The sequence below is a fragment of the Pseudomonas sp. 1L-B-1-E-C1 genome, from assembly GCF_057291835.1.
In genome coordinates this window covers 14,622-33,757 of sequence record NZ_JBXAWN010000016.1, presented here as the reverse complement: position 1 = coordinate 33,757, position 19,136 = coordinate 14,622, and the positions used below count along the sequence as shown (strand labels likewise).

At 59.0% G+C, this 19,136-nt stretch carries 21 protein-coding genes, 1 tRNA gene and 1 pseudogene; 9 read left to right on the top strand and 14 right to left on the bottom strand.

The annotated features are described in order from the left end of the window. Window positions 1–96: 96 nt before the first annotated feature. The 4 genes from AC0Z4S_RS24405 to trmJ all read right to left on the bottom strand — a co-directional run bounded on the left by AC0Z4S_RS24405 (window position 97) and on the right by trmJ (window position 3,650). A complete protein-coding gene (locus AC0Z4S_RS24405; RefSeq protein WP_485624877.1) occupies window positions 97–1,311 on the bottom strand; it encodes an IscS subfamily cysteine desulfurase in 1,215 nt (404 codons plus the stop codon). Between the two features lie 50 nt (window positions 1,312–1,361). Next, window positions 1,362–1,853, bottom strand: a complete 492-nt coding sequence (gene iscR, locus AC0Z4S_RS24400) for a Fe-S cluster assembly transcriptional regulator IscR (RefSeq protein WP_016773323.1) — start codon at window positions 1,851–1,853, stop codon at window positions 1,362–1,364. Window positions 1,854–2,099: 246 nt separating this feature from the next. Then, window positions 2,100–2,876: a serine O-acetyltransferase gene (gene cysE, locus AC0Z4S_RS24395; protein ID WP_007964422.1), complete on the bottom strand. Its 777-nt coding sequence runs from the start codon at window positions 2,874–2,876 to the stop codon at window positions 2,100–2,102. 3 nt (window positions 2,877–2,879) lie between these two features. Continuing rightward, complete coding sequence (gene trmJ / locus AC0Z4S_RS24390; protein WP_073473313.1) at window positions 2,880–3,650, bottom strand: tRNA (cytosine(32)/uridine(32)-2'-O)-methyltransferase TrmJ; 771 nt, start codon at window positions 3,648–3,650, stop codon at window positions 2,880–2,882. Window positions 3,651–3,795: 145 nt separating this feature from the next. Here trmJ and suhB point away from each other — a divergent pair, with 145 nt between their 5' ends. Continuing rightward, window positions 3,796–4,614 (top strand): type III secretion system regulator SuhB, encoded by an 819-nt coding sequence (gene suhB / locus AC0Z4S_RS24385; protein ID WP_016773320.1) that lies wholly within the window; start codon window positions 3,796–3,798, stop codon window positions 4,612–4,614. A 239-nt stretch (window positions 4,615–4,853) separates the two neighbouring features. Here the strand turns inward: suhB and AC0Z4S_RS24380 are convergent, their stop codons facing one another. The 6 genes from AC0Z4S_RS24380 to queA form a co-directional block, all read right to left on the bottom strand. Further along, window positions 4,854–5,402, bottom strand: a complete 549-nt coding sequence (locus AC0Z4S_RS24380; RefSeq protein WP_253495692.1) for a glycine zipper 2TM domain-containing protein — start codon at window positions 5,400–5,402, stop codon at window positions 4,854–4,856. A gap of 121 nt (window positions 5,403–5,523) precedes the next feature. Beyond that, complete coding sequence (gene secF, locus AC0Z4S_RS24375; RefSeq protein ID WP_253495694.1) at window positions 5,524–6,438, bottom strand: protein translocase subunit SecF; 915 nt, start codon at window positions 6,436–6,438, stop codon at window positions 5,524–5,526. Between the two features lie 9 nt (window positions 6,439–6,447). Further along, window positions 6,448–8,316 (bottom strand): protein translocase subunit SecD, encoded by a 1,869-nt coding sequence (gene secD, locus AC0Z4S_RS24370; protein WP_016773318.1) that lies wholly within the window; start codon window positions 8,314–8,316, stop codon window positions 6,448–6,450. Window positions 8,317–8,381: 65 nt separating this feature from the next. Beyond that, complete coding sequence (yajC, locus tag AC0Z4S_RS24365; protein WP_016773317.1) at window positions 8,382–8,720, bottom strand: preprotein translocase subunit YajC; 339 nt, start codon at window positions 8,718–8,720, stop codon at window positions 8,382–8,384. Between the two features lie 43 nt (window positions 8,721–8,763). Further along, window positions 8,764–9,879 carry a tRNA guanosine(34) transglycosylase Tgt gene (gene tgt / locus AC0Z4S_RS24360; protein WP_160768392.1) on the bottom strand — a complete coding sequence of 372 codons (1,116 nt, stop codon included), beginning with the start codon at window positions 9,877–9,879 and terminating at the stop codon, window positions 8,764–8,766. A gap of 14 nt (window positions 9,880–9,893) precedes the next feature. Next, window positions 9,894–10,958 carry a tRNA preQ1(34) S-adenosylmethionine ribosyltransferase-isomerase QueA gene (gene queA / locus AC0Z4S_RS24355; protein ID WP_083353529.1) on the bottom strand — a complete coding sequence of 355 codons (1,065 nt, stop codon included), beginning with the start codon at window positions 10,956–10,958 and terminating at the stop codon, window positions 9,894–9,896. Window positions 10,959–11,066: 108 nt separating this feature from the next. Here queA and AC0Z4S_RS24350 point away from each other — a divergent pair. Next, a tRNA-Leu gene (locus AC0Z4S_RS24350) sits at window positions 11,067–11,151 on the top strand. A 204-nt stretch (window positions 11,152–11,355) separates the two neighbouring features. On the opposite strand, the gene AC0Z4S_RS24345 is transcribed toward AC0Z4S_RS24350, so the two are convergent. Together AC0Z4S_RS24345 and AC0Z4S_RS24340 are read right to left on the bottom strand one after the other, a co-directional pair. Then, window positions 11,356–11,712, bottom strand: coding sequence for a DUF7079 family protein (locus tag AC0Z4S_RS24345; protein ID WP_485624918.1), 357 nt, complete (start codon window positions 11,710–11,712; stop codon window positions 11,356–11,358). A gap of 171 nt (window positions 11,713–11,883) precedes the next feature. Further along, window positions 11,884–12,102 (bottom strand): DUF6429 family protein, encoded by a 219-nt coding sequence (locus tag AC0Z4S_RS24340; RefSeq protein WP_485624876.1) that lies wholly within the window; start codon window positions 12,100–12,102, stop codon window positions 11,884–11,886. Between the two features lie 220 nt (window positions 12,103–12,322). Between AC0Z4S_RS24340 and AC0Z4S_RS24335 the strand changes: the two genes are divergently transcribed. Continuing rightward, window positions 12,323–12,652 carry a hypothetical protein gene (locus tag AC0Z4S_RS24335; protein WP_485624875.1) on the top strand — a complete coding sequence of 110 codons (330 nt, stop codon included), beginning with the start codon at window positions 12,323–12,325 and terminating at the stop codon, window positions 12,650–12,652. 18 nt (window positions 12,653–12,670) lie between these two features. On the opposite strand, the pseudogene AC0Z4S_RS24330 reads toward AC0Z4S_RS24335, so the two are convergent. Continuing rightward, window positions 12,671–12,754: pseudogene (locus AC0Z4S_RS24330) on the bottom strand (PH domain-containing protein); the annotation flags it as partial. A 128-nt stretch (window positions 12,755–12,882) separates the two neighbouring features. On the opposite strand from AC0Z4S_RS24330, the gene AC0Z4S_RS24325 reads away from it, so the two are divergent. From AC0Z4S_RS24325 to AC0Z4S_RS24305, 5 genes are all read left to right on the top strand, one after another. Then, a complete protein-coding gene (locus AC0Z4S_RS24325) occupies window positions 12,883–13,248 on the top strand; it encodes a hypothetical protein (RefSeq protein ID WP_485624874.1) in 366 nt (121 codons plus the stop codon). A 97-nt stretch (window positions 13,249–13,345) separates the two neighbouring features. Further along, complete coding sequence (locus tag AC0Z4S_RS24320) at window positions 13,346–14,068, top strand: hypothetical protein (RefSeq protein WP_485624873.1); 723 nt, start codon at window positions 13,346–13,348, stop codon at window positions 14,066–14,068. Between the two features lie 70 nt (window positions 14,069–14,138). Further along, window positions 14,139–16,058, top strand: coding sequence for an alkaline phosphatase D family protein (locus AC0Z4S_RS24315; RefSeq protein ID WP_485624871.1), 1,920 nt, complete (start codon window positions 14,139–14,141; stop codon window positions 16,056–16,058). Window positions 16,059–16,289: 231 nt separating this feature from the next. Continuing rightward, on the top strand, window positions 16,290–16,544 hold the full coding sequence (locus AC0Z4S_RS24310; RefSeq protein ID WP_042608352.1) for a type II toxin-antitoxin system prevent-host-death family antitoxin: 255 nt from the start codon (window positions 16,290–16,292) through the stop codon (window positions 16,542–16,544). Then, window positions 16,541–16,795: a Txe/YoeB family addiction module toxin gene (locus AC0Z4S_RS24305; protein ID WP_042608353.1), complete on the top strand. Its 255-nt coding sequence runs from the start codon at window positions 16,541–16,543 to the stop codon at window positions 16,793–16,795. Before AC0Z4S_RS24310 ends, AC0Z4S_RS24305 begins: the two co-directional genes overlap by 4 nt. On the opposite strand, the gene AC0Z4S_RS24300 is transcribed toward AC0Z4S_RS24305, so the two are convergent. Continuing rightward, complete coding sequence (locus AC0Z4S_RS24300; protein ID WP_485624870.1) at window positions 16,789–17,976, bottom strand: acetylornithine/succinylornithine family transaminase; 1,188 nt, start codon at window positions 17,974–17,976, stop codon at window positions 16,789–16,791. The two genes, AC0Z4S_RS24305 and AC0Z4S_RS24300, sit on opposite strands and share 7 nt — an antisense overlap. A 102-nt stretch (window positions 17,977–18,078) precedes the next feature. On the opposite strand from AC0Z4S_RS24300, the gene AC0Z4S_RS24295 reads away from it, so the two are divergent. Next, on the top strand, window positions 18,079–18,999 hold the full coding sequence (locus tag AC0Z4S_RS24295) for a LysR family transcriptional regulator (protein ID WP_485624869.1): 921 nt from the start codon (window positions 18,079–18,081) through the stop codon (window positions 18,997–18,999). The last annotated feature ends 137 nt before the right edge of the window (window positions 19,000–19,136 follow it).

Genomic DNA, 19,136 nt, shown 5'->3' with positions numbered 1-19,136 from the left:
CTAATCCTCACTCATCAGGGCCGCTCTTGAGACCCTGCAACTGCGCTGCGTAAACCGCCGCGTCGCTACAGGATCTGTATCTGGCGGCTTCTATATTTAGTGTGCCGCCCACTCGATTTTCGAGATATCGACGCCGTCTTTGTACATGTCCCACAGCGGCGACAGAGCGCGCAGCTTGGTAACGGCCTCGCAGACTTTCTGCGCGGCGTAGTCGATTTCTTCTTCGGTGGTGAAACGGCCGAAGGTAAAGCGGATCGAGCTGTGTGCCAGTTCGTCATTGCGGCCCAGGGCGCGCAGTACATACGACGGCTCCAACGACGCCGAGGTGCAGGCCGAACCGGACGATACCGCCAGATCCTTGAGCGCCATGATCAGCGACTCGCCTTCAACGTAGTTGAAGCTCAGGTTCAGGTTGTGCGGAACGCGGGCAGTCAGGCTGCCGTTGACGTACAGCTCTTCCAGATGCTCGACCTGCTGGTAAAAGCGATCGCTCAAGGCTTTGATGCGCACGTTTTCAGCGGCCATGTCTTCCTTGGCTACGCGGAACGCCTCACCCATGCCGACGATCTGGTGGGTCGCCAGGGTGCCGGAACGCATGCCACGCTCGTGACCGCCGCCGTGCATGGCCGCTTCGATGCGCACACGCGGCTTGCGGCTGACGTACAGCGCGCCGATGCCCTTAGGGCCATAAGTCTTGTGGGCGGAGAACGACATCATGTCGACTTTCAGCTTCTGCAGATCGATTTCGACCTTGCCAGTAGACTGAGCGGCGTCGACGTGGAACAGCACGCCCTTGGCGCGCAGCATCTCGCCGATGGCGGCGATGTCGTTGATGGTGCCGATTTCGTTGTTGACGTGCATTACCGACACCAGAATGGTGTCTTCGCGCAGGGCCGCATCGATCATTGCCGGAGTGATCAGACCGTCTTCGGTCGGCTCGAGGTAGGTCACTTCGAAACCTTCACGCTCCAGTTGGCGCATGGTGTCGAGGACAGCCTTGTGCTCGATCTTGCTGGTGATCAGGTGCTTGCCCTTGGAGGCGTAGAAATGTGCCGCACCCTTGATCGCCAGGTTGTCGGATTCGGTGGCACCGGAGGTCCAGACGATTTCGCGCGGGTCGGCGTTGACCAGATCGGCCACCTGACGACGTGCGTTTTCGACGGACTCTTCAGCTTTCCAGCCGAACACGTGGGAACGGGACGCCGGGTTACCGAAGTTTCCGTCGACCAGCAGGCATTCACTCATTTTCTGCGCAACGCGCGGATCAACCGGGGTGGTTGCAGAGTAATCAAGGTAAATCGGCAATTTCATGGACTATCTCCTAAATCAGGGCTGGCGTGCCGCGGGTAGCTCTTCGGCTGTCATTCGACGGCGGACGCTTCAATCTTGTCCAGGCGTGGCGCCTTGCTGCTGCAACGGCGCTGGTCCTGACGCTGGGCCACTTCTTGTACCTCACGGCGAGTCACAAGGTCGGCCAAGCTGATACCGCTCAGAAATTCGTGAATCTGCAGGCTCAAGTCGCACCACAGATGATGGGTCAGGCAGGTATCACCGGAATGGCAATCGCCCTGGCCCTGGCACTTGGTGGCATCGACCGATTCGTTCACCGCATCGATCACCTGGGCGACCTGGATGCCCTGCATGTCGCGGGACAACTGGTAGCCACCACCCGGACCGCGAACACTGGAAACCAGGTTGCTGCGGCGCAGCTTGGCGAACAGCTGTTCGAGGTAGGACAGGGAGATGCCTTGGCGCTCGGAGATATCGGCCAGAGACACCGGCCCGTGCTGCGCGTGCAACGCCAGGTCAAGCATGGCGGTCACGGCGTATCGGCCTTTTGTAGTCAGTCGCATGGACAGTTACCACGGAGTTCGGAATGGGCGGGAGTATGCAATTCCCGAGCATTTAAGTCAACTATAAGACCTAGTGCTTTAGTCGGGTTTACCCGCAAAAGAGCGCGCGAATGATAGCAGGGTCTGCAGCCCAATGGCACATCAGCTGCCGGGACGCCTCTGTAGGAGCTGCCGAAGGCTGCGATCTTTTGATCTTAAAGGCAAAATCAACAGATCGCAGCCTTCGGCAGCTCCTACAGGGGCATGCTATCCGGCTTTGGATTCGTCTTTGCCCTTCACGCAGGCGAAGTCTTCTTCGCGCAGCTCAGGCAGATCTTTCGCACAGTAATTGCTGCCCAGGTCCTTCAGCGCGCCGCACATGCCTTCCAGACGCCCGTCCACCGCTTGCAGATGATCAAGCAACTGGCCGATGGCGCGGGCCACCGGGTCGGGCATGTCTTCGCTGACACCGTAAGCGTCGAAGCCGATTTTTTCCGCCATAGCCTTGCGCTTGGCGTCCTGCTCTTCATCGCTCTTGACGATGATGCGCCCCGGAATCCCCACCACGGTGGCGCCCGGCGGCACTTCCTTGGTCACCACAGCATTGGAACCGACTTTGGCGCCTGCACCGACCGTGAACGGGCCAAGGACCTTGGCGCCGGCCCCAACCACCACGCCATCACCCAGCGTCGGGTGGCGCTTGCCTTTGTTCCAACTGGTGCCGCCGAGGGTCACACCTTGATAGATGGTCACGTCGTCGCCAATCTCGGCGGTTTCACCAATGACGATGCCCATGCCATGGTCGATGAAGAAACGCCGACCGACCTTGGCGCCCGGGTGAATTTCGATACCGGTCAGCCAGCGGCCGAAGTTCGACACCAGTCGCGCCAGCCATTTCAGCTCGTTGCGCCAGAGCATGCCGGCCAGTCGATGAATCCAGATCGCATGCATGCCGGGGTAGCAGGTCAGGACTTCAAAAGCGTTACGCGCCGCCGGGTCTCGATGGAATACGCTCTGGATATCTTCACGCAAACGCTCAAACATCATTCAATCCTTCCGCTTTAGAAGCTCGCCACGGGCCGCTTTCTGGGTTTCCGTGAGGATGCCACGCAAAATATTCATTTCCGCCCGGCTGACCGAGCTGCGTCCATACAACCGACGCAGGCGCGCCATCAAGTGCCGCGGTTTTTCCGGGTCGAGGAATTCGATGGCAACCAGCGTCTGCTCAAGGTGTTCATAGAATCGCTCCAGCTCATCCATGGTCGCCAGCTCGGCACTTTTCACCGAGGCCACTTCTTCTTTCTCGACCTTGCTTGGCTGACCCTGTGCGGCCAGCCAGGCCATGCGCACTTCATAACTCAACACCTGCACCGCCGCCCCGAGATTCAGCGAACTGAAGGTCGGGTCGGAAGGGATGTGCACGTGGAAGTGACATCGCTGCAGCTCTTCGTTGGTCAGGCCGGAATCTTCACGGCCGAACACCAAAGCAATCTCGGCGCCCTGCCCGGCTTCCTCGACCACTTTGTTGCCGCATTCGCGCGGATCCAGCAGCGGCCAGGGAATACGCCGGTCGCGGGCGCTGGTGCCGAGCACCAGATTGCAGCCGACCAGAGCATCTTCCAACGTGGCGACGACTTGCGCGTTTTCAAGGATGTCACCGGCACCAGAGGCGCGGGCATCGGCCTCGTGGTGCGGGAAGACCCGCGGTTCGACCAGCACCAGTCGCGACAGACCCATGTTTTTCATGGCGCGCGCGGCCCCGCCGATGTTGCCGGGGTGGCTGGTGTTGACCAGGACGACACGAATGTTCTGCAGCAAGGGAGGCGCTCTCGGACACAGGAAAGGGGGGCAAATCTTACAGAACAGCCTACCGTTAAGCTATGAAAGCGAACAGCGTCCTTCACCTGAAGAAAAGTTCTGATAGAATGCGCGGCTTTCTTTAACAACCTTAGGTGACACATCCATGCAGCCCATGCTGAATATCGCGCTGCGCGCCGCCCGCAGCGCCAGTGAACTGATCTTCCGCTCCATCGAGCGCCTGGATACCATCAAGGTCGACGAAAAAGACGCCAAGGATTACGTATCCGAGGTCGATCGCGCCGCTGAACAGAAAATCATCGATGCCCTGCGCAAGGCTTACCCGAATCACTCGATCCAGGGTGAAGAAACCGGCCTGCACGCCGGCACCGGCATCGAAGGCGAAGAGTACCTGTGGATCATCGATCCGCTGGACGGCACCACCAACTTCCTCCGTGGCATTCCGCATTTTGCAGTGAGCATCGCCTGCAAATATCGTGGCCGCCTGGAACACGCAGTGGTGCTGGACCCGGTTCGCCAGGAAGAATTCACCGCCAGCCGTGGTCGCGGCGCTCAACTGAACGGTCGCCGTCTGCGCGTCAGCGGTCGCACCAGCCTCGACGGCGCCCTGCTCGGCACTGGCTTCCCGTTCCGTGACGATCAGATGGACAACCTCGACAACTACCTGGGCATGTTCCGCGCCCTGGTTGGCCAGACTGCTGGCATCCGCCGCGCCGGCTCGGCGAGCCTGGACCTGGCCTACGTGGCTGCCGGTCGTTTCGATGCGTTCTGGGAGTCGGGCCTGTCCGAGTGGGACATGGCTGCAGGCGCCCTGCTGATCCAGGAAGCTGGCGGTCTGGTGAGCGATTTCACCGGCGGTCACGACTTCCTCGAGAAAGGCCACATCGTTGCCGGCAACACCAAATGCTTCAAGGCAGTGCTGACGGCGATCCAGCCGCACCTGCCGGCTTCGTTGAAGCGTTAAGCTTTCCGCGAAACGAAAAAAACACCCTTCGGGGTGTTTTTTTATGCCCGCAATTCCATACACCACAATTCCCTGTGGGAGCGAGCCTGCTCGCGAATGCGGTGCATCAGCCGACATCAATGTCGACTGTCGGAATGCTTTCGCGAGCAGGCTCGCTCCCACAGAGGATCATGGATAGCCCTGAATCGCGGGCACAAAAAAAGCACCCCGCAGAGTGCTTCTTTCATAACAGTGGAATCTTACTGAGCTGGCTCATTCTGCGACAGGATCAGCTTGCCTTCCTTGTCGACCGGAATCTGGTTGCCCGGATCACGATCCATCCGCACTTTGCCTTCCTTGCCATCGAGCGAGTAACGCACATCGTAACCGACGACCTTGTCGCTGATGTCATTGACCGTGTTGCAACGGGTTTGGGTGGTAGTGTAGGTATCGCGGTTCTGCATACCTTCCTGCACCTTGTTACCGGCATAACCGCCGCCAACTGCACCGGCCACGGTGGCAATCTTCTTGCCGGTACCGCCGCCCACCTGATTACCCAACAAACCACCGGCTACGGCGCCAATTGCCGTGCCGAGAATCTGGTGTTGATCCTTGACCGGCGCCTGCCGGGTCACGGTTACATCCTTGCATACTTCACGTGGAGTCTTGATCTGTGTCTTGACCGGCTCAACGGCTAATACTTGCGCATACTCAGGGCCGCTTTTAACCAGGCTGTAGGTGGCAACAGCACCCCCGGCTGTGACACCGACAGCACCCAATACCGCACCAACCAGCATCGACTTGTTCACATGAACCTCCTGACCATCACATGCGGGACGCGCCCGCGCTTCTCCCAGCCTTGGAGCACAAAAAAAGGCGCGAGTTCAACTCGCGCCTTTTGCTGGCTGACAGCCGGGAAATCGCTGGCCGTTATGGACGGTCGTCGACTTCCTTCTCGGTGTTGGCCGGAGGAATCAGATCCTCGGTGGTCAGGTTCAGCCAGATCAACACCACGTTGGCAATGTAGATCGACGAGTAGGTACCCGCCAGTACACCGATGAACAGCGCGATGGAGAAGCCGAACAGGTTGTCGCCGCCGAAGAACAGCAGCGCGGCGATCGCCAGCAGCGTGGAGATCGACGTGGCCATGGTGCGCAGCAGGGTCTGGGTGGTCGAGATGTTGATGTTCTCGATCAGCGTCGCCTTGCGCAGCACGCGGAAGTTCTCACGTACCCGGTCGAAAACGACGATGGTGTCGTTCAGCGAGTAACCGATGATCGCCAGCACCGCCGCCAGTACCGTCAGATCGAAGGTGATCTGGAAGTACGAGAGGATACCCACGGTGACGATCACGTCGTGAATAAGCGACACGATGGCGCCGACCGCGAACTTCCACTGAAAGCGGAACGCCAGGTAGATCAGGATGCCGCCGAGCGCCAGCAGCATGCCGAGGCCGCCCTGGTCGCGCAGCTCTTCACCGACCTGCGGGCCGACGAACTCGACACGCTTGACCGTCGCCGGGTTATCGCCGCCGATCTTCTGCAGCGCTTCGGCAACCTGATGACCCAGCTGCGGGTCTTCACCCGGCATGCGCACCAGCAGGTCAGTCGTGGCGCCGAAGTTCTGCACCACGGCTTCGTGATAACCGGAAGTCGCCAGCTGCTCGCGCACCTTGGTGACATCGGCCGGACGCTCGTAGGTCAGCTCGATGAGCGTACCGCCGGTGAAGTCCAGACCCCAGTTCATGCCCTTGGTGGCGACACTGAACAAGGCAATGACGGTAAGCAACACGGTGACGCCGAACGCGAAGTTGCGAACGCCCATGAAGTTGATTGTACGTAACATGGCAGCCCCTTAAATCCACAACTTCTTGAAGTCACGTCCGCCAAAGATCAGGTTGACCATTGCGCGGGTCACCATGATGGCCGTGAACATCGAGGTAAAGATCCCGAGGGACATGGTCACTGCGAAACCCTTCACCGGGCCGGTGCCCATGGCGAAGAGAATGCCGCCGACCAGCAAGGTGGTCAGGTTGGCGTCGAGAATCGCGGTGAATGCCCGGCCGAAGCCTTCGTTGATTGCCCGCTGCACCGTCATACCGGCGGCGATCTCTTCACGAATCCGCGAGAAGATCAGTACGTTGGCGTCGACCGCCATACCCATGGTCAGGACGATACCGGCGATACCCGGCAGGGTCAGCGTGGCGCCAAGCAGCGACATCAACGCCAGCAGCAGCACCATGTTCACCGCCAGTGCGACGGTGGCGATGACGCCGAAGAAGCGGTAGATGGCGATGATGAACAGCGACACGAACAGCATGCCCCACAGCGACGCATCGATACCTTTGGTGATGTTGTCAGCACCCAGGCTCGGACCGATTGTGCGCTCTTCAGCGAAGTACATCGGTGCAGCCAGACCACCGGCACGCAGCAGCAGCGCCAGTTCGGACGACTCGCCCTGACCGTTCAGGCCAGTGATACGGAACTGTGCACCCAGCGGCGACTGGATGGTCGCCAGGCTGATGATCTTCTTCTCTTCCTTGAACGTCTGCACCGCGACGTCTTTCTCGACGCCATCAACCACTTGCTTGGTGTAAGTGGTGACCGGGCGCTGCTCGATGAAGATCACCGCCATGCTGCGGCCGACGTTGGAACGGGTCGCGCGGCTCATCAGCTCGCCACCGTGGCCATCCAGACGGATGTTCACTTCAGGCGTGCCGTGCTCGCCGAAACCGGCCTTGGCGTCGGTCACCTGGTCACCGGTGATGATCAGGCCACGCTCGATCTGCGCTGGCGGACGGTTGCCTTCGCGGAATTCGAACGATTCGGAAGTGGCTTTCGAAGCGCCCGGCTCAGCGGCCAGACGGAACTCGAGGTTGGCCGTCTTGCCGAGAATACGCTTGGCTTCGGCAGTGTCCTGTACGCCCGGCAGCTCAACCACGATGCGGTTGGCGCCCTGACGCTGGACGATCGGTTCGGCAACACCGAGCTCGTTGACACGGTTACGGACCGTGGTCAGGTTCTGCTTGATGGAGTATTCACGGATTTCCGCCAGCTTGGCCGGGGTCATCGCCAGACGCAGCACCGGTTGACCGTTGAGGTCGGCCGGAACAATGTCGAAATCGTTGAAGTTCTTGCGGATCAGCGCACGGGCTTGTTCGCGGGAGTCTTCATCGCTGAAGCCCAACTGAATGGCACCGCCCAGTTGCGGCAGGCTGCGATAGCGCAGCTTCTCTTTGCGCAGCAGGCTCTTGACGTCGCCTTCGTAGACTTTCAGGCGCGCATCGAGGGCTTTGTCCATGTCCACTTCGAGCAGGAAGTGCACACCACCGGACAAGTCCAGACCCAGCTTCATCGGGTGCGCACCGAGGTTGCGCAGCCATTGCGGAGTGGTCTGTGCCAGGTTCAGCGCGACAACATAGTCGTCACCCAATGCCTTGCGCACAACGTCCTTGGCCGGCAGCTGATCTTCAGCCTTGCTCAGACGGATCAGACCGCCCTTGCCGCCCGCGGTCAAAGTGGCCGCCTTGACGTTGATGCCGGACTCTTTCAGCGCTGTGCTGACGCGAGCCAGATCGGCGTCATTGACCTGCAGAGCCGTGCTGGCGCCGCTGATCTGAATGGCCGGGTCATCGGGGTAAAGATTGGGAGCGGAATAAATCAGACCGATCGCCAGCACCGCCAGGATCAGAATGTATTTCCACAGAGGGTATTTGTTCAGCATCACGCCGCCCGTTATGAACGCGGGGCGCCTTGCGCGCCCCGTCGATTGAGTAGAAGTTGTTGCTCTTAGATCGCTTTCAGCGTGCCTTTTGGCAGCGTGGCGGCGATAGCGCCTTTCTGGAACTTCATTTCCACGGTGTCGGAGACTTCCAGGACGACGAAGTCATCGGCAACTTTGGTGATCTTGCCGGCGATGCCGCCAGTGGTCACGACTTCGTCACCCTTTTGCAGGCTGCTCAGCAGGTTCTTCTGCTCTTTGGCGCGCTTGGCCTGTGGACGCCAGATCATCAGGTAGAAGATGACCAGGAAGCCGACCAGGAAAATCCACTCGAAGCCGCCGCCCATTGGGCTTGCAGCAGCCGGTGCAGCTGCGTCAGCCATGGCGTTAGAGATAAAAAAGCTCATTTAGCACTCCAGTTGCAAATGTTGAATCTTGGGGTCAGAAAACTCAGTCCAAAGGCGGGACGGGAAGTCCGCGTTTGGCGTAGAAGGCATCGACAAAGGCGGCCAATGTACCCTGTTGAATAGCCTCGCGCAAACCAGCCATCAGCACCTGATAATGGCGCAAGTTATGGATGGTATTGAGCATGCTGCCGAGCATTTCGCCGCACTTGTCCAGGTGATGCAGATAAGCGCGCGAGAAGTTCTGGCAGGTGTAGCAATCGCAGGTCGGATCCAGCGGCGATTCATCATGGCGATGGAACGCGTTACGGATCTTCAGCACACCGGTATCGATGAACAGATGCCCATTGCGGGCATTACGGGTTGGCATCACGCAATCGAACATGTCCACCCCGCGGCGCACACCCTCAACCAGATCTTCCGGTTTGCCAACGCCCATAAGGTAACGAGGTTTGTCAGCGGGCATCTGACCCGGCAGATAATCCAGCACCTTGATCATTTCGTGCTTCGGCTCGCCCACCGACAGACCGCCGATGGCGAGGCCGTCGAAGCCGATCTTGTCGAGGCCTTCGAGCGAGCGCATGCGCAGGTTTTCATGCATGCCGCCCTGGACGATGCCGAACAGCGCTGCAGTGTTGTCACCGTGAGCATTCTTCGAACGCTGGGCCCAACGCAACGACAACTCCATGGATACGCGCGCGACGTCTTCGTCAGCCGGGTACGGCGTGCATTCGTCGAAGATCATCACAATGTCGGAACCGAGATCGCGCTGCACCTGCATCGACTCTTCCGGGCCCATGAACACCTTGGCGCCGTCGACCGGAGAAGCGAAGGTCACGCCCTCCTCCTTGATCTTGCGCATCGCGCCGAGGCTGAACACCTGAAAGCCGCCGGAGTCGGTGAGAATCGGGCCTTTCCACTGCATGAAATCGTGCAGGTCGCCGTGTTCCTTGATCACTTGAGTGCCGGGACGCAGCCACAGGTGAAAGGTGTTGCCCAGAATGATTTCCGCGCCAGTGGCGACGATGTCGCGCGGCAGCATGCCCTTGACCGTGCCGTAGGTGCCGACCGGCATGAATGCCGGGGTCTCGACGGTGCCACGGGGAAAGGTCAGGCGACCACGACGAGCCTTGCCATCGGTGGCCAGCAGCTCAAAGGACATTCGACATTCGCGACTCATTCTGTTTCCTCTGGGCCCGACTGTTCAGGGGCAGTTGGAGCGGGATTGCGGGTGATGAACATCGCATCCCCGTAGCTGAAAAAGCGGTAACCGTTTTCCACGGCGGCCTTGTAGGCGGCCATGGTTTCGGGATAACCGGCAAACGCGGAAACCAGCATCAACAGCGTGGATTCCGGCAAATGGAAATTGGTCACCAGAGCATCGACCACATGAAACGGCCGGCCAGGGTAGATAAAGATGTCGGTGTCGCCACTGAACGGCTTGAGCACACCATCGCGCGCCGCACTTTCCAGCGAACGCACACTGGTGGTGCCGACCGCAATCACCCGACCGCCACGCGCACGGCACGCAGCGACCGCATCGACCACGTCCTGGCCGACTTCCAGCCACTCGCTGTGCATGTGGTGATCTTCGATCTTTTCGACCCGCACCGGCTGAAACGTCCCCGCGCCGACGTGCAACGTGACGAACGCCGTCTCGACGCCCTTGGCGGCAATCGCCTGCATCAACGGCTCATCGAAATGCAGCCCCGCCGTCGGCGCCGCCACCGCGCCCAGACGCTGGGCATACACGGTCTGATAACGCTCGCGATCCGAGCCTTCATCCGGGCGGTCTATATAAGGAGGCAACGGCATGTGCCCGACGCGGTCGAGCAGCGGCAACACTTCCTCGGCAAAACCCAGCTCGAATAGCGCATCGTGACGCGCGAGCATCTCGGCTTCGCCACCGCCGTCGATAAGGATCTTCGAACCCGGCTTCGGCGACTTGCTGGAGCGCACATGAGCCAGCACGCGGTGCGCATCGAGCACGCGCTCGATGAGAATTTCCAGCTTGCCGCCGGACGCTTTCTGCCCGAAAAGCCGCGCCGGAATCACCCGGGTATTGTTGAACACCATCAAATCGCCCGGGCGCAAATGCTCAAGCAAATCAGTGAATTGACGGTGTGCCAGGGCGCCGCTCGGCCCATCGAGGGTCAGCAGGCGACTACCGCGACGCTCGGCCAACGGATGGCGGGCGATCAGCGAATCAGGAAGCTCGAAAGTAAAGTCAGCAACGCGCATGATGGGGTTCGTCTAGCAGGGCCGGAAAGTCTAGCGGAAATATCGAAAATTGACCATGAAACGTGATTGACCAACGGTAATCACCTCTCTATACTTCGCCGCCATTGAGCCCTGATGGCGGAATTGGTAGACGCGGCGGATTCAAAATCCGTTTTCGAAAGGAGTGGGAGTTCGAGTCTCCCTCGGGGCACCAACACAGAGAAAAAGGCCTTGCGAAAGCAAGGCCTTTTTTTCGTCTGGAGGAAAGTGGTTGGTGCAATGCTGATCATTAAACCCTTGTACTGACCGGGGAGCAGTTGAAGCAGTCGAAATCACTGCATCGGAGACACCTAAAATGCTGGTTCCCCCCCCAGTCGCTGGGCACCAAACGTTACCTACGTAACTCGTGACCCCGGCCTCATAGCCTGGAGGCTATCTCCTTCCACATGTAGTCATAGTTGTACTCCAACCAACGCACCAATAATTTGTCGTACTGCCTGCGAAACCAATTGCGCCATCGCGCCGCGAGCCTCTCCTCTATCTCGGATCTGAGCCAATCAGGGTCGAACCCAGTCCATACAGTGGGCAGAACTGCAGCAATGTTTGTGAAACACACAGGTGCTACTTCTGAATAAAAAATCTTGTAGAGCACCGCTGGATCAACGCCCCCTAGCTGACGAACGACGTAGTCGTAATCAGTGGGGAAATGATTGAAAGGCTCTGATAAGGCATCTCTAACCCTAGTCAGTTGTGGTTCATTCAGAAGATGTCCCAATGCAAAAATCCTCCGATTCCTTATCCAGTAACTCGCTACCGTTTCGCCTGCAGATCTGCGTGCAACCGCACCACCAACAATCGTATGCATATCGCCATGACGAGCCATGACCAAACCTGGCGTTATCTTGTCGAGCCACAGCGCAACTACAAAATCGGGCGCTGGCCTATCCTACTTCTTCACTCCAAACATCCGCTCAGCAATCTCCCGCCCTCGCTCCAACCCTTCCTTCGTCAACCATATCGACTTGTTCCTGTTCACCGGATTACTGATCAAACCCTGTTCGTGCAAGCGGTTCATGATCTCGAAGTCATAGCCCTTCCACGCATTGCCGTCGTCGGAGCTATAAGCTGCCAGGAGAGCAAGGACGGCGTCGTCGATCAGTTTCATGTCGTATTCCATGATGGTCACTCCGCTGATGTTCAGTCTTTGTAATCAAAGCGTCGTATCAAAGTGGATGTCAATGCTGCGCGAGCTTGTGGGTTTAGATGCCCGATTGCTGGTTGCCTCGAATGCGATGACCGCCCGTATAATCGCGCCCGCAAAATAGACTTCCGCTGGTACTTCGCGCATTGGGCTCAAGCCCTTCACTTCATTGACAGACATCCCCATGGAAACCTCACTGGAAACCGTCGCCCTTTTCTCCCTCAAACTCGCCTACGAAGAAGAGGGCCTGAGCCCGATCCTGCGCGATGACAGGGTCATGGGCGATTATCAGAAAGATGTTTTCGAGCTACTGGTGAAACGCGGCGATGTCGAGGCCATTCAGTTCAAGCTGAACGAATGCCTTAGCCTCGCGCTGGATGCGCTTGGCGGGGTCGAGAAGCCGTTGGGGCGGGAGTTGCGCAAGTTGTCGGCGGAGTTGGCTCAGGCGCGATCCGTGGAGCAACTGGGTCAGCCGCTCCTCGCGCTGAAGGGGTATTTGCGCGACATTCTTTGAGTGCCGCGCGGTGGGTTCTTACAGCAGGTAGCTGGAGATGTATTTGGAGATCTCCACCATCGAGGTCTTGCCGGTGAATTCGAATTTCACTTTCCCCAGTGACTCGCAACGGGCATAAGCCGTTACGCAGATGAACAAAGTGGCGCGACGCTACTATTTTGCTATCTTGCCGTCCACTCTCCGGCGGCGTTCATGCGCCGTTTCAGTTTTGTCGCAAGGAAAGAAATCCGATGGATGCTGTGTTGTGTTTAGTGGTCATGGCGGCAATGTGGTTCTGGGTGGTGCGACAGCGCGGGCAATGGAATCTGTTGTTGGCGAACCTTGCCGGCGCTGGCAGCGCGGTGGTGGCGGGCATCGTCTTCACACTGATTTATGACGGGCTGTTTGGCACCACCATGGCAACGCCCGGACTGCATGACAGCCTGGTGGTCTTCATGACCAGCGCGGGCGTTCTGGCGGGCGTGTGGTTGTGGATGGCCAAGCGTCGTCAGCCGGAGCATCCGGTTGCCCGTCAACTGCTCGCGGGGGTCTGTGGCTTTGCCGCCGGCATGGTCACGTTGATGTTTCTGGCGGTGAATTATTTTCCGCAACCGTAACCGGACGGCGCGTCTATTTTGCTATCTTGCCGCGCATCGTCGCGCTCGCAGATTCTCGCGCCGCGCTTGGATTGTTGAAAGGTAAGGAAAGGATCAAATGGAGTTTCTGCGTTTTCTGGCGTTCGTTGCTGCCTGGGGCTTTATGTGGCGCTGGGTGGTGAAGAACCGTGGCAGCTGGAATATTTTCTACGGCAATATCGTCGGCGCGGCGGGCGGTTTCATTGTGGGTCTGGTGGTGTTGTCGATCACGTTTTCGCTGTTTCCCTCCGCATATAAAGACGAGCAGCCGGAAAGTGTCGTGGCGCAGAACGTCGATTCGACTTCTCTGCTGCCTGAAAGCGAATCGACGGCCGCCGCTCAACTTGCCGCCGCTCCGACCTTCGCAACTATCGAACCAGACAATCAGCCATCGCCACCCGACTCCGCACTATTGCCGAACTACGCCAGCCGTGCGCCGAAGTCGATTTCGGAGCAAACGGTGCTGGATCAAAGTGATGCCGAGGGTCGCAAGGCGCTTACCGCGCTGAGCAAAAAACTTGGCCACGACGCGGACAGCGACAAGTCGATGCTCGCCTATGTCATGTGCAGCCCGTTGGTCACCAGCACCCTGCGCTTCCCGGCATCGGCGCGTTTCGCTGACAGCCAGTTGCTGACTACCAAGCGCTTCAAGGATCAGGTGTACAGCTTCAGCAACAGCCTGACTGCGCGCAACATGAACGGCGACGATGTCACTTACCGTTTCGACTGCTCGTTGCAGGAGCAGGCGTCGTCGGGCGAGTGGCGTTTGTTGGCGTTGAAGCTGCAGAAAACCTCGGCTTAAGCCTCGCTTAAGCGTTCACGGCGCCGGCTGCGTTATCATTGCCGGCTGTGCGCCCTGAGCTTTGAAGCGGATGTCCCGAACACTGGATGAGTTGAACCCTTTGCCCGCCATCGTCGCCGGCCCGCTGTTGCGGCGGCTGGAGCCGACGCGCGTGGTGCTGTGGCTGGTGGGCACCCGTGAACTGCCGCTGACCTTGCGCCTGCAAGGTGTAGGAGATATTCCGCTCGACTCAGAGAAATGCACGGTCATTGCCGTAGGCCGTCATGCGTTCGTGCATCTGATAGACGTTCAACTTGAAAGCGCCCTGCCCTGCGACACCCGCATCGACTACGACCTGCTGATCGACGGCACCCTACGCATGGCTGAATGGGCGCCGCATCTGCTTTACCCCGGCGCTACCTGCGCGAACCTCGTGGTGCGTTCGCGGATCGACCAATTGCTCCACGGTTCCTGCCGCAAGCCGCATCATCCGGCAACCGACGGTTTGCTCTGCGTCGATCAACTGCTGGCCGACGAAACCGATGCGCAACAACGTCCGGCGCTGCTGATGATGAGCGGCGATCAAGTTTATGCAGACGATGTTGCCGGGCCGATGCTGCGGGCGATTCATGCTTTGATCGAGCGCCTGGATCTGTTCGATGAGCACCTTGACGGTGCCGTGGTCAGCGACAGCGCCAAGCTCTACCAACACCCGGCCAGCTACTACCATCGTGCGGATTTGTTACCGGCGCTGGAGAGCAACGAGACCTTGCGCGAGCGATTTTTCGGTGGCGCGCGTAAGCCGATTTTCACCAGCAGCAGTGCCGACAATCACCTGGTGACGTTCGCCGAAGTCATGGCGATGTACATGCTGGTGTGGTCGCCGACGTCGTGGTCGCTGATCAATCCGAGCGCGCCGACGCTGACGCCCGAACGCCTGAAGCGCTATAACCTTGAGCAAACGCGTATCGATGCGTTCAAGGCTGGCCTTGGCAACGTCGCGCGAGCGCTGGCGCATCTGCCGAGCCTGATGATTTTCGATGATCACGACATTACCGATGACTGGAATCTTTCCGCACAGTGGGAAGAAACTGCCTACGGCCATCCGTTCTCCAAGCGCATCATCGGCAACGCGCTGATTGCTTATCTGTTGTGCCAGGGCTGGGGCAACAATCCCGATGCCTTCAAGGGCGTGCTGGAGCAGACAGCACAACTGAGCGCCAGTGGCGATGACGGCTATCTGGACATGCCGGTGCAGGACGATCTGATTGATCAGTTATTGCGTTTTCAGCAGTGGCATTTCGTCCTGCCGAGCAGTCCTGCCCTGGTGGTGATCGACACGCGCACGCGGCGCTGGCGCAGCGAGATGGCCCTCAAGCAACCGTCGGGCCTGCTCGACTGGGAGGCCTTGAGCGAACTGCAACAGGAACTGCTTGATCACCCGTCGGCAATCATCGTCTCGCCGGCGCCGATCTTCGGCGTGAAGCTGATTGAAACCGTGCAGAAAATCTTCAGCTGGTGCGGTTATCCACTGCTGGTCGACGCGGAAAACTGGATGGCCCATCGCGGTGCTGCGCAGGTGATCCTGAACATTTTCCGACACTCGCGCACACCCGGGAACTACGTGGTGCTGTCCGGCGATGTGCATTATTCCTTCGTCTACGAAGTCCTGATCCGCCACCGCAAGGCCGGCCCACGGATCTGGCAGATCACCAGCAGCGGCATCAAGAACGAATTCCCGCCAACGCTGCTGGAATGGTTCGACCGCCTCAACCGCTGGCTCTACTCACCTCGCTCGCCATTGAACTGGTTCACCAAACGCCGACTGATGCGCATCGTCCCGTATACGCCGGAACATGCCGAGGCCGGGGAACGGTTGTGGAATTCAGCGGGGATTGGACAGGTATTTTTCAATGAACAGGGGCAGCCGAGCGAGATTGTTCAGCACAACTCGAATGGGGCGGAGAAGACGAGGATGCTGGCGCCGGAGTTGGGAGGTGGGCCGGATTGAAACAGTAACCATTTCCTACATCGGCTAGGTCATGGGATGACGAGATAAGGGCTTGGCGACACCGAACAGGAGGGTGGAGGATTACAACCTTCTCAGAAACGTCTCGAATATTACTGAGCGATACTGTTTGAAGTCGCAGTCAGCCCTGCTGCGAAACAACCACTGGTAGGTGTCGCCTTGTCATCCTGTACTCATTTCTGTACGTTCTCTGCATCCAGCGAGGACTTCAATATGCAAACCATCAACTACACCACCGCCCGTGCGCATTTGGCCGAAACGATGGACCGTGTCAATGAAGATCGTGCGCCGCTATTGGTCACCCGGCAGAAAGGTGAACCAGTAGTGATGATGTCTTTGGCCGAATACAACGCACTGGAAGAAACAGCCTACTTGCTTCGCTCCCCCGCCAACGCCGAACGGCTGATGAAATCCATCGGTGAGTTACGCGCCGGCAAAGCCAAAGTCAGGCAATTGATCGAAGAATGAAAATCGAGTTTACGCCCACAGGCTGGGAAGACTATTTGTGGTTTCAGCAAAACGACAAGGCTGGGCTCAAGCGTATCAATCTTCTGATCAAAGCAATCAAGCGCGAACCGTTTGAGGGTGTCGGTAAACCAGAGGCGCTCAAACATAATATGAGCGGCCTCTGGTCACGCCGAGTAACGGCCGAACATCGTCTGGTGTACAGGGTTGAGGACGGCGAAATCTGCGTCATCAGTTGCCGGTATCACTATTGAATCTGAGCTGACTCAGTCACCAGAGCCCGCGCCACCCCTCTGACAATCATCCCCACCTCCCGCTCATCAATCGTCAGCGGCGGCAGCAAGCGGATGGTCTTGCCACGAGTCACGTTAATCAACAAGCCGTGATCCCGTGCGGCGATCAGCGTCAGGTCGCGCACCGGTTGTTTCAGCTCGACGCCGATCATCAATCCCTGCCCACGAATCGCGAGCACGTTCGGGTTGTCTGCCAGTTCGGCGCGCAGGCGTTCCAACAAGCGAGCACCCTGCACCCGCGCATTCTCCAGCAGGCCTTGTTCTTCGATGATGTCCAGCACCGTGCAGCCGACCCGGCAGGCCAGTGGATTGCCGCCGAAGGTGCTGCCGTGGCTGCCCGGGGTGAACAGGTCGGCCGCGCGGCCGCGGGCCAGGCAGGCGCCAATCGGCACGCCATTGCCGAGGCCTTTCGCCAGAGTCATGACGTCGGGAACGATGCCTTCATGCTGAAAGGCGAACCACTGCCCGGTGCGGCCGATGCCGGTCTGGATTTCATCCAGCATCAGCAGCCACGCGTGGCGATTGCACAGGTCGCGCAGGGCCTTGAGATAACCCGGGGGTGCGATTTGCACGCCACTTTCGCCCTGAATCGGCTCGACCAGAATCGCCACGATGCGCGCGCCGTGTTTGCGCTGTATTTGCTCCAGCGCCGCGAGATCGCCGAACGGCACTTTGACGAAGTCTCCTGGCAGTTCGTTGAAGCCCAGCCGCACCGCCGGGCCATCGCTGGCGGACAAGGTGCCAAGGGTGCGGCCATGAAACGCGTTGGCCATGACCACCACCAGCGGCTGCTCGATGCCTTTGCGCCAGCCGTACAGACGCGCCAGTTTCAGTGCCGTCTCGTTCGCTTCGGCGCCGGAGTTGTTGAAGAACGCACGCTCCATCCCCGACAACGCCGTCAACCGCTTGGCCAGTTGTTGCTGCCAATCGATGCTGTACAGGTTGGAGGTGTGCAGCAGCAATCCCGCCTGCTCGCTGATCGCCGAAACAATGCGCGGATGCGAGTGGCCGACGTTGGTCACCGCCACACCGGCAACGGCGTCCAGGTATTCGCGCCCCGCCTGATCCCACAGGCGTGTGCCCAGGCCTTTGGAAAAACTCAGGGCCAGTGGTTGGTAGGTGTTCATCAGGGCGGCGGTCATGACGTGAAACTCCATTGCAGGTCGGTGTATTTGCAGTATGGTTAGCCACCTGAGCTGGATAAACCCGGAAAAACTTCAATCATTTAAAAGCCGAGCTTGATAATGGATCTGTTCCAATCGATGGGCGTTTACATCAAAGTGGTCGAGACCGGAAGCATGACGGCAGCCGCCGCGAAGTGCGAAATGTCGACGACGATGGTGGGCAATCACCTGCGCGCGCTGGAGCAACGCCTCGGCGTACAACTGCTGCAACGCACCACGCGGCGCCAGCGCCTGACCGAATTCGGTAGCGTTTATTATCAACGCTGCCTGGAAGTGCTTGGCCTCGTGGCCGACTCCGAACGCCTTGCCGAACAAGCGTCGGATGAGCCGCGCGGCTTGCTGCGCATCACCGCACCGCTGACTTTCGGCGTCGAACGACTGACCCCGGCCCTCAGCGAATATTCGTTGCTCTATCCGCAGGTGAAACTCGACGTGGTGCTGACCAACAGCCGTCCGGATCTGCTGGAGAACGGCCTCGATGTGGCGTTCCGGCTGGGCAATTTCGACCAGTCCAACCTGATCGCCCGCCCCCTGATCGACTACACCCTGACTGTCTGCGCCTCCCCGCAATACATCGCGCGACGCGGCATGCCGCACACGCCACAGGATTTGCAGCAACACGATTGTCTGTCCTTCGCCTACCCGGCCGGCGATGATTGGCAATCAGTGGAAAAACGCTGGCGTCTCAGCGGGCCGGAAGGCGAAGTCCTCGTCGGCGTCAGCGGGCCGATGCTGATCAACAGCTCCGCCGGACTGCATCAGGCGGCGCGCAACGGCATGGGCATCATGATGCTGCCCGATGCGCTGGTGGAACAGGACTTGCGCGACGGCAAACTGGTCAAGGTGATGGCCGACTACCAACCACCGAGCCGACCGATGCACCTGCTATATGCGCAGGACCGCTATCGATTGCCGAAGCTGAGACGGTTTGTCGAGTTTGCGATGCGCACGTGGGGCAAGCCTGACGTAGGCCGGCCGTAATCATTCGCGATGGAAAATTCTTTGGACCAACGATCAATCCCAACCAGCCTAAACATCTGAGATGTATGTAGGATCTTTCTCTACATGTATTTTTGAAACAACTTAACGCCTGAAACCTGAATACAATTCGCCACCTC

Coding starts and splice junctions, on each gene's coding strand:
- AC0Z4S_RS24315 (WP_485624871.1), top strand. CDS start 14,139: ATGTCCCGAACACTGGATGAGTTGAACCCTTTGCCCGCCATCGTCGCC.
- secF (WP_253495694.1), bottom strand. CDS start 6,438: ATGTTACGTACAATCAACTTCATGGGCGTTCGCAACTTCGCGTTCGGC.
- cysE (WP_007964422.1), bottom strand. CDS start 2,876: ATGTTTGAGCGTTTGCGTGAAGATATCCAGAGCGTATTCCATCGAGAC.
- AC0Z4S_RS24340 (WP_485624876.1), bottom strand. CDS start 12,102: ATGAAACTGATCGACGACGCCGTCCTTGCTCTCCTGGCAGCTTATAGC.
- tgt (WP_160768392.1), bottom strand. CDS start 9,879: ATGTCCTTTGAGCTGCTGGCCACCGATGGCAAGGCTCGTCGTGGTCGC.
- AC0Z4S_RS24325 (WP_485624874.1), top strand. CDS start 12,883: ATGGATGCTGTGTTGTGTTTAGTGGTCATGGCGGCAATGTGGTTCTGG.
- AC0Z4S_RS24310 (WP_042608352.1), top strand. CDS start 16,290: ATGCAAACCATCAACTACACCACCGCCCGTGCGCATTTGGCCGAAACG.
- AC0Z4S_RS24305 (WP_042608353.1), top strand. CDS start 16,541: ATGAAAATCGAGTTTACGCCCACAGGCTGGGAAGACTATTTGTGGTTT.
- AC0Z4S_RS24295 (WP_485624869.1), top strand. CDS start 18,079: ATGGATCTGTTCCAATCGATGGGCGTTTACATCAAAGTGGTCGAGACC.
- AC0Z4S_RS24300 (WP_485624870.1), bottom strand. CDS start 17,976: ATGACCGCCGCCCTGATGAACACCTACCAACCACTGGCCCTGAGTTTT.
- secD (WP_016773318.1), bottom strand. CDS start 8,316: ATGCTGAACAAATACCCTCTGTGGAAATACATTCTGATCCTGGCGGTG.
- AC0Z4S_RS24320 (WP_485624873.1), top strand. CDS start 13,346: ATGGAGTTTCTGCGTTTTCTGGCGTTCGTTGCTGCCTGGGGCTTTATG.
- AC0Z4S_RS24335 (WP_485624875.1), top strand. CDS start 12,323: ATGGAAACCTCACTGGAAACCGTCGCCCTTTTCTCCCTCAAACTCGCC.
- queA (WP_083353529.1), bottom strand. CDS start 10,958: ATGCGCGTTGCTGACTTTACTTTCGAGCTTCCTGATTCGCTGATCGCC.
- yajC (WP_016773317.1), bottom strand. CDS start 8,720: ATGAGCTTTTTTATCTCTAACGCCATGGCTGACGCAGCTGCACCGGCT.
- AC0Z4S_RS24405 (WP_485624877.1), bottom strand. CDS start 1,311: ATGAAATTGCCGATTTACCTTGATTACTCTGCAACCACCCCGGTTGAT.
- iscR (WP_016773323.1), bottom strand. CDS start 1,853: ATGCGACTGACTACAAAAGGCCGATACGCCGTGACCGCCATGCTTGAC.
- suhB (WP_016773320.1), top strand. CDS start 3,796: ATGCAGCCCATGCTGAATATCGCGCTGCGCGCCGCCCGCAGCGCCAGT.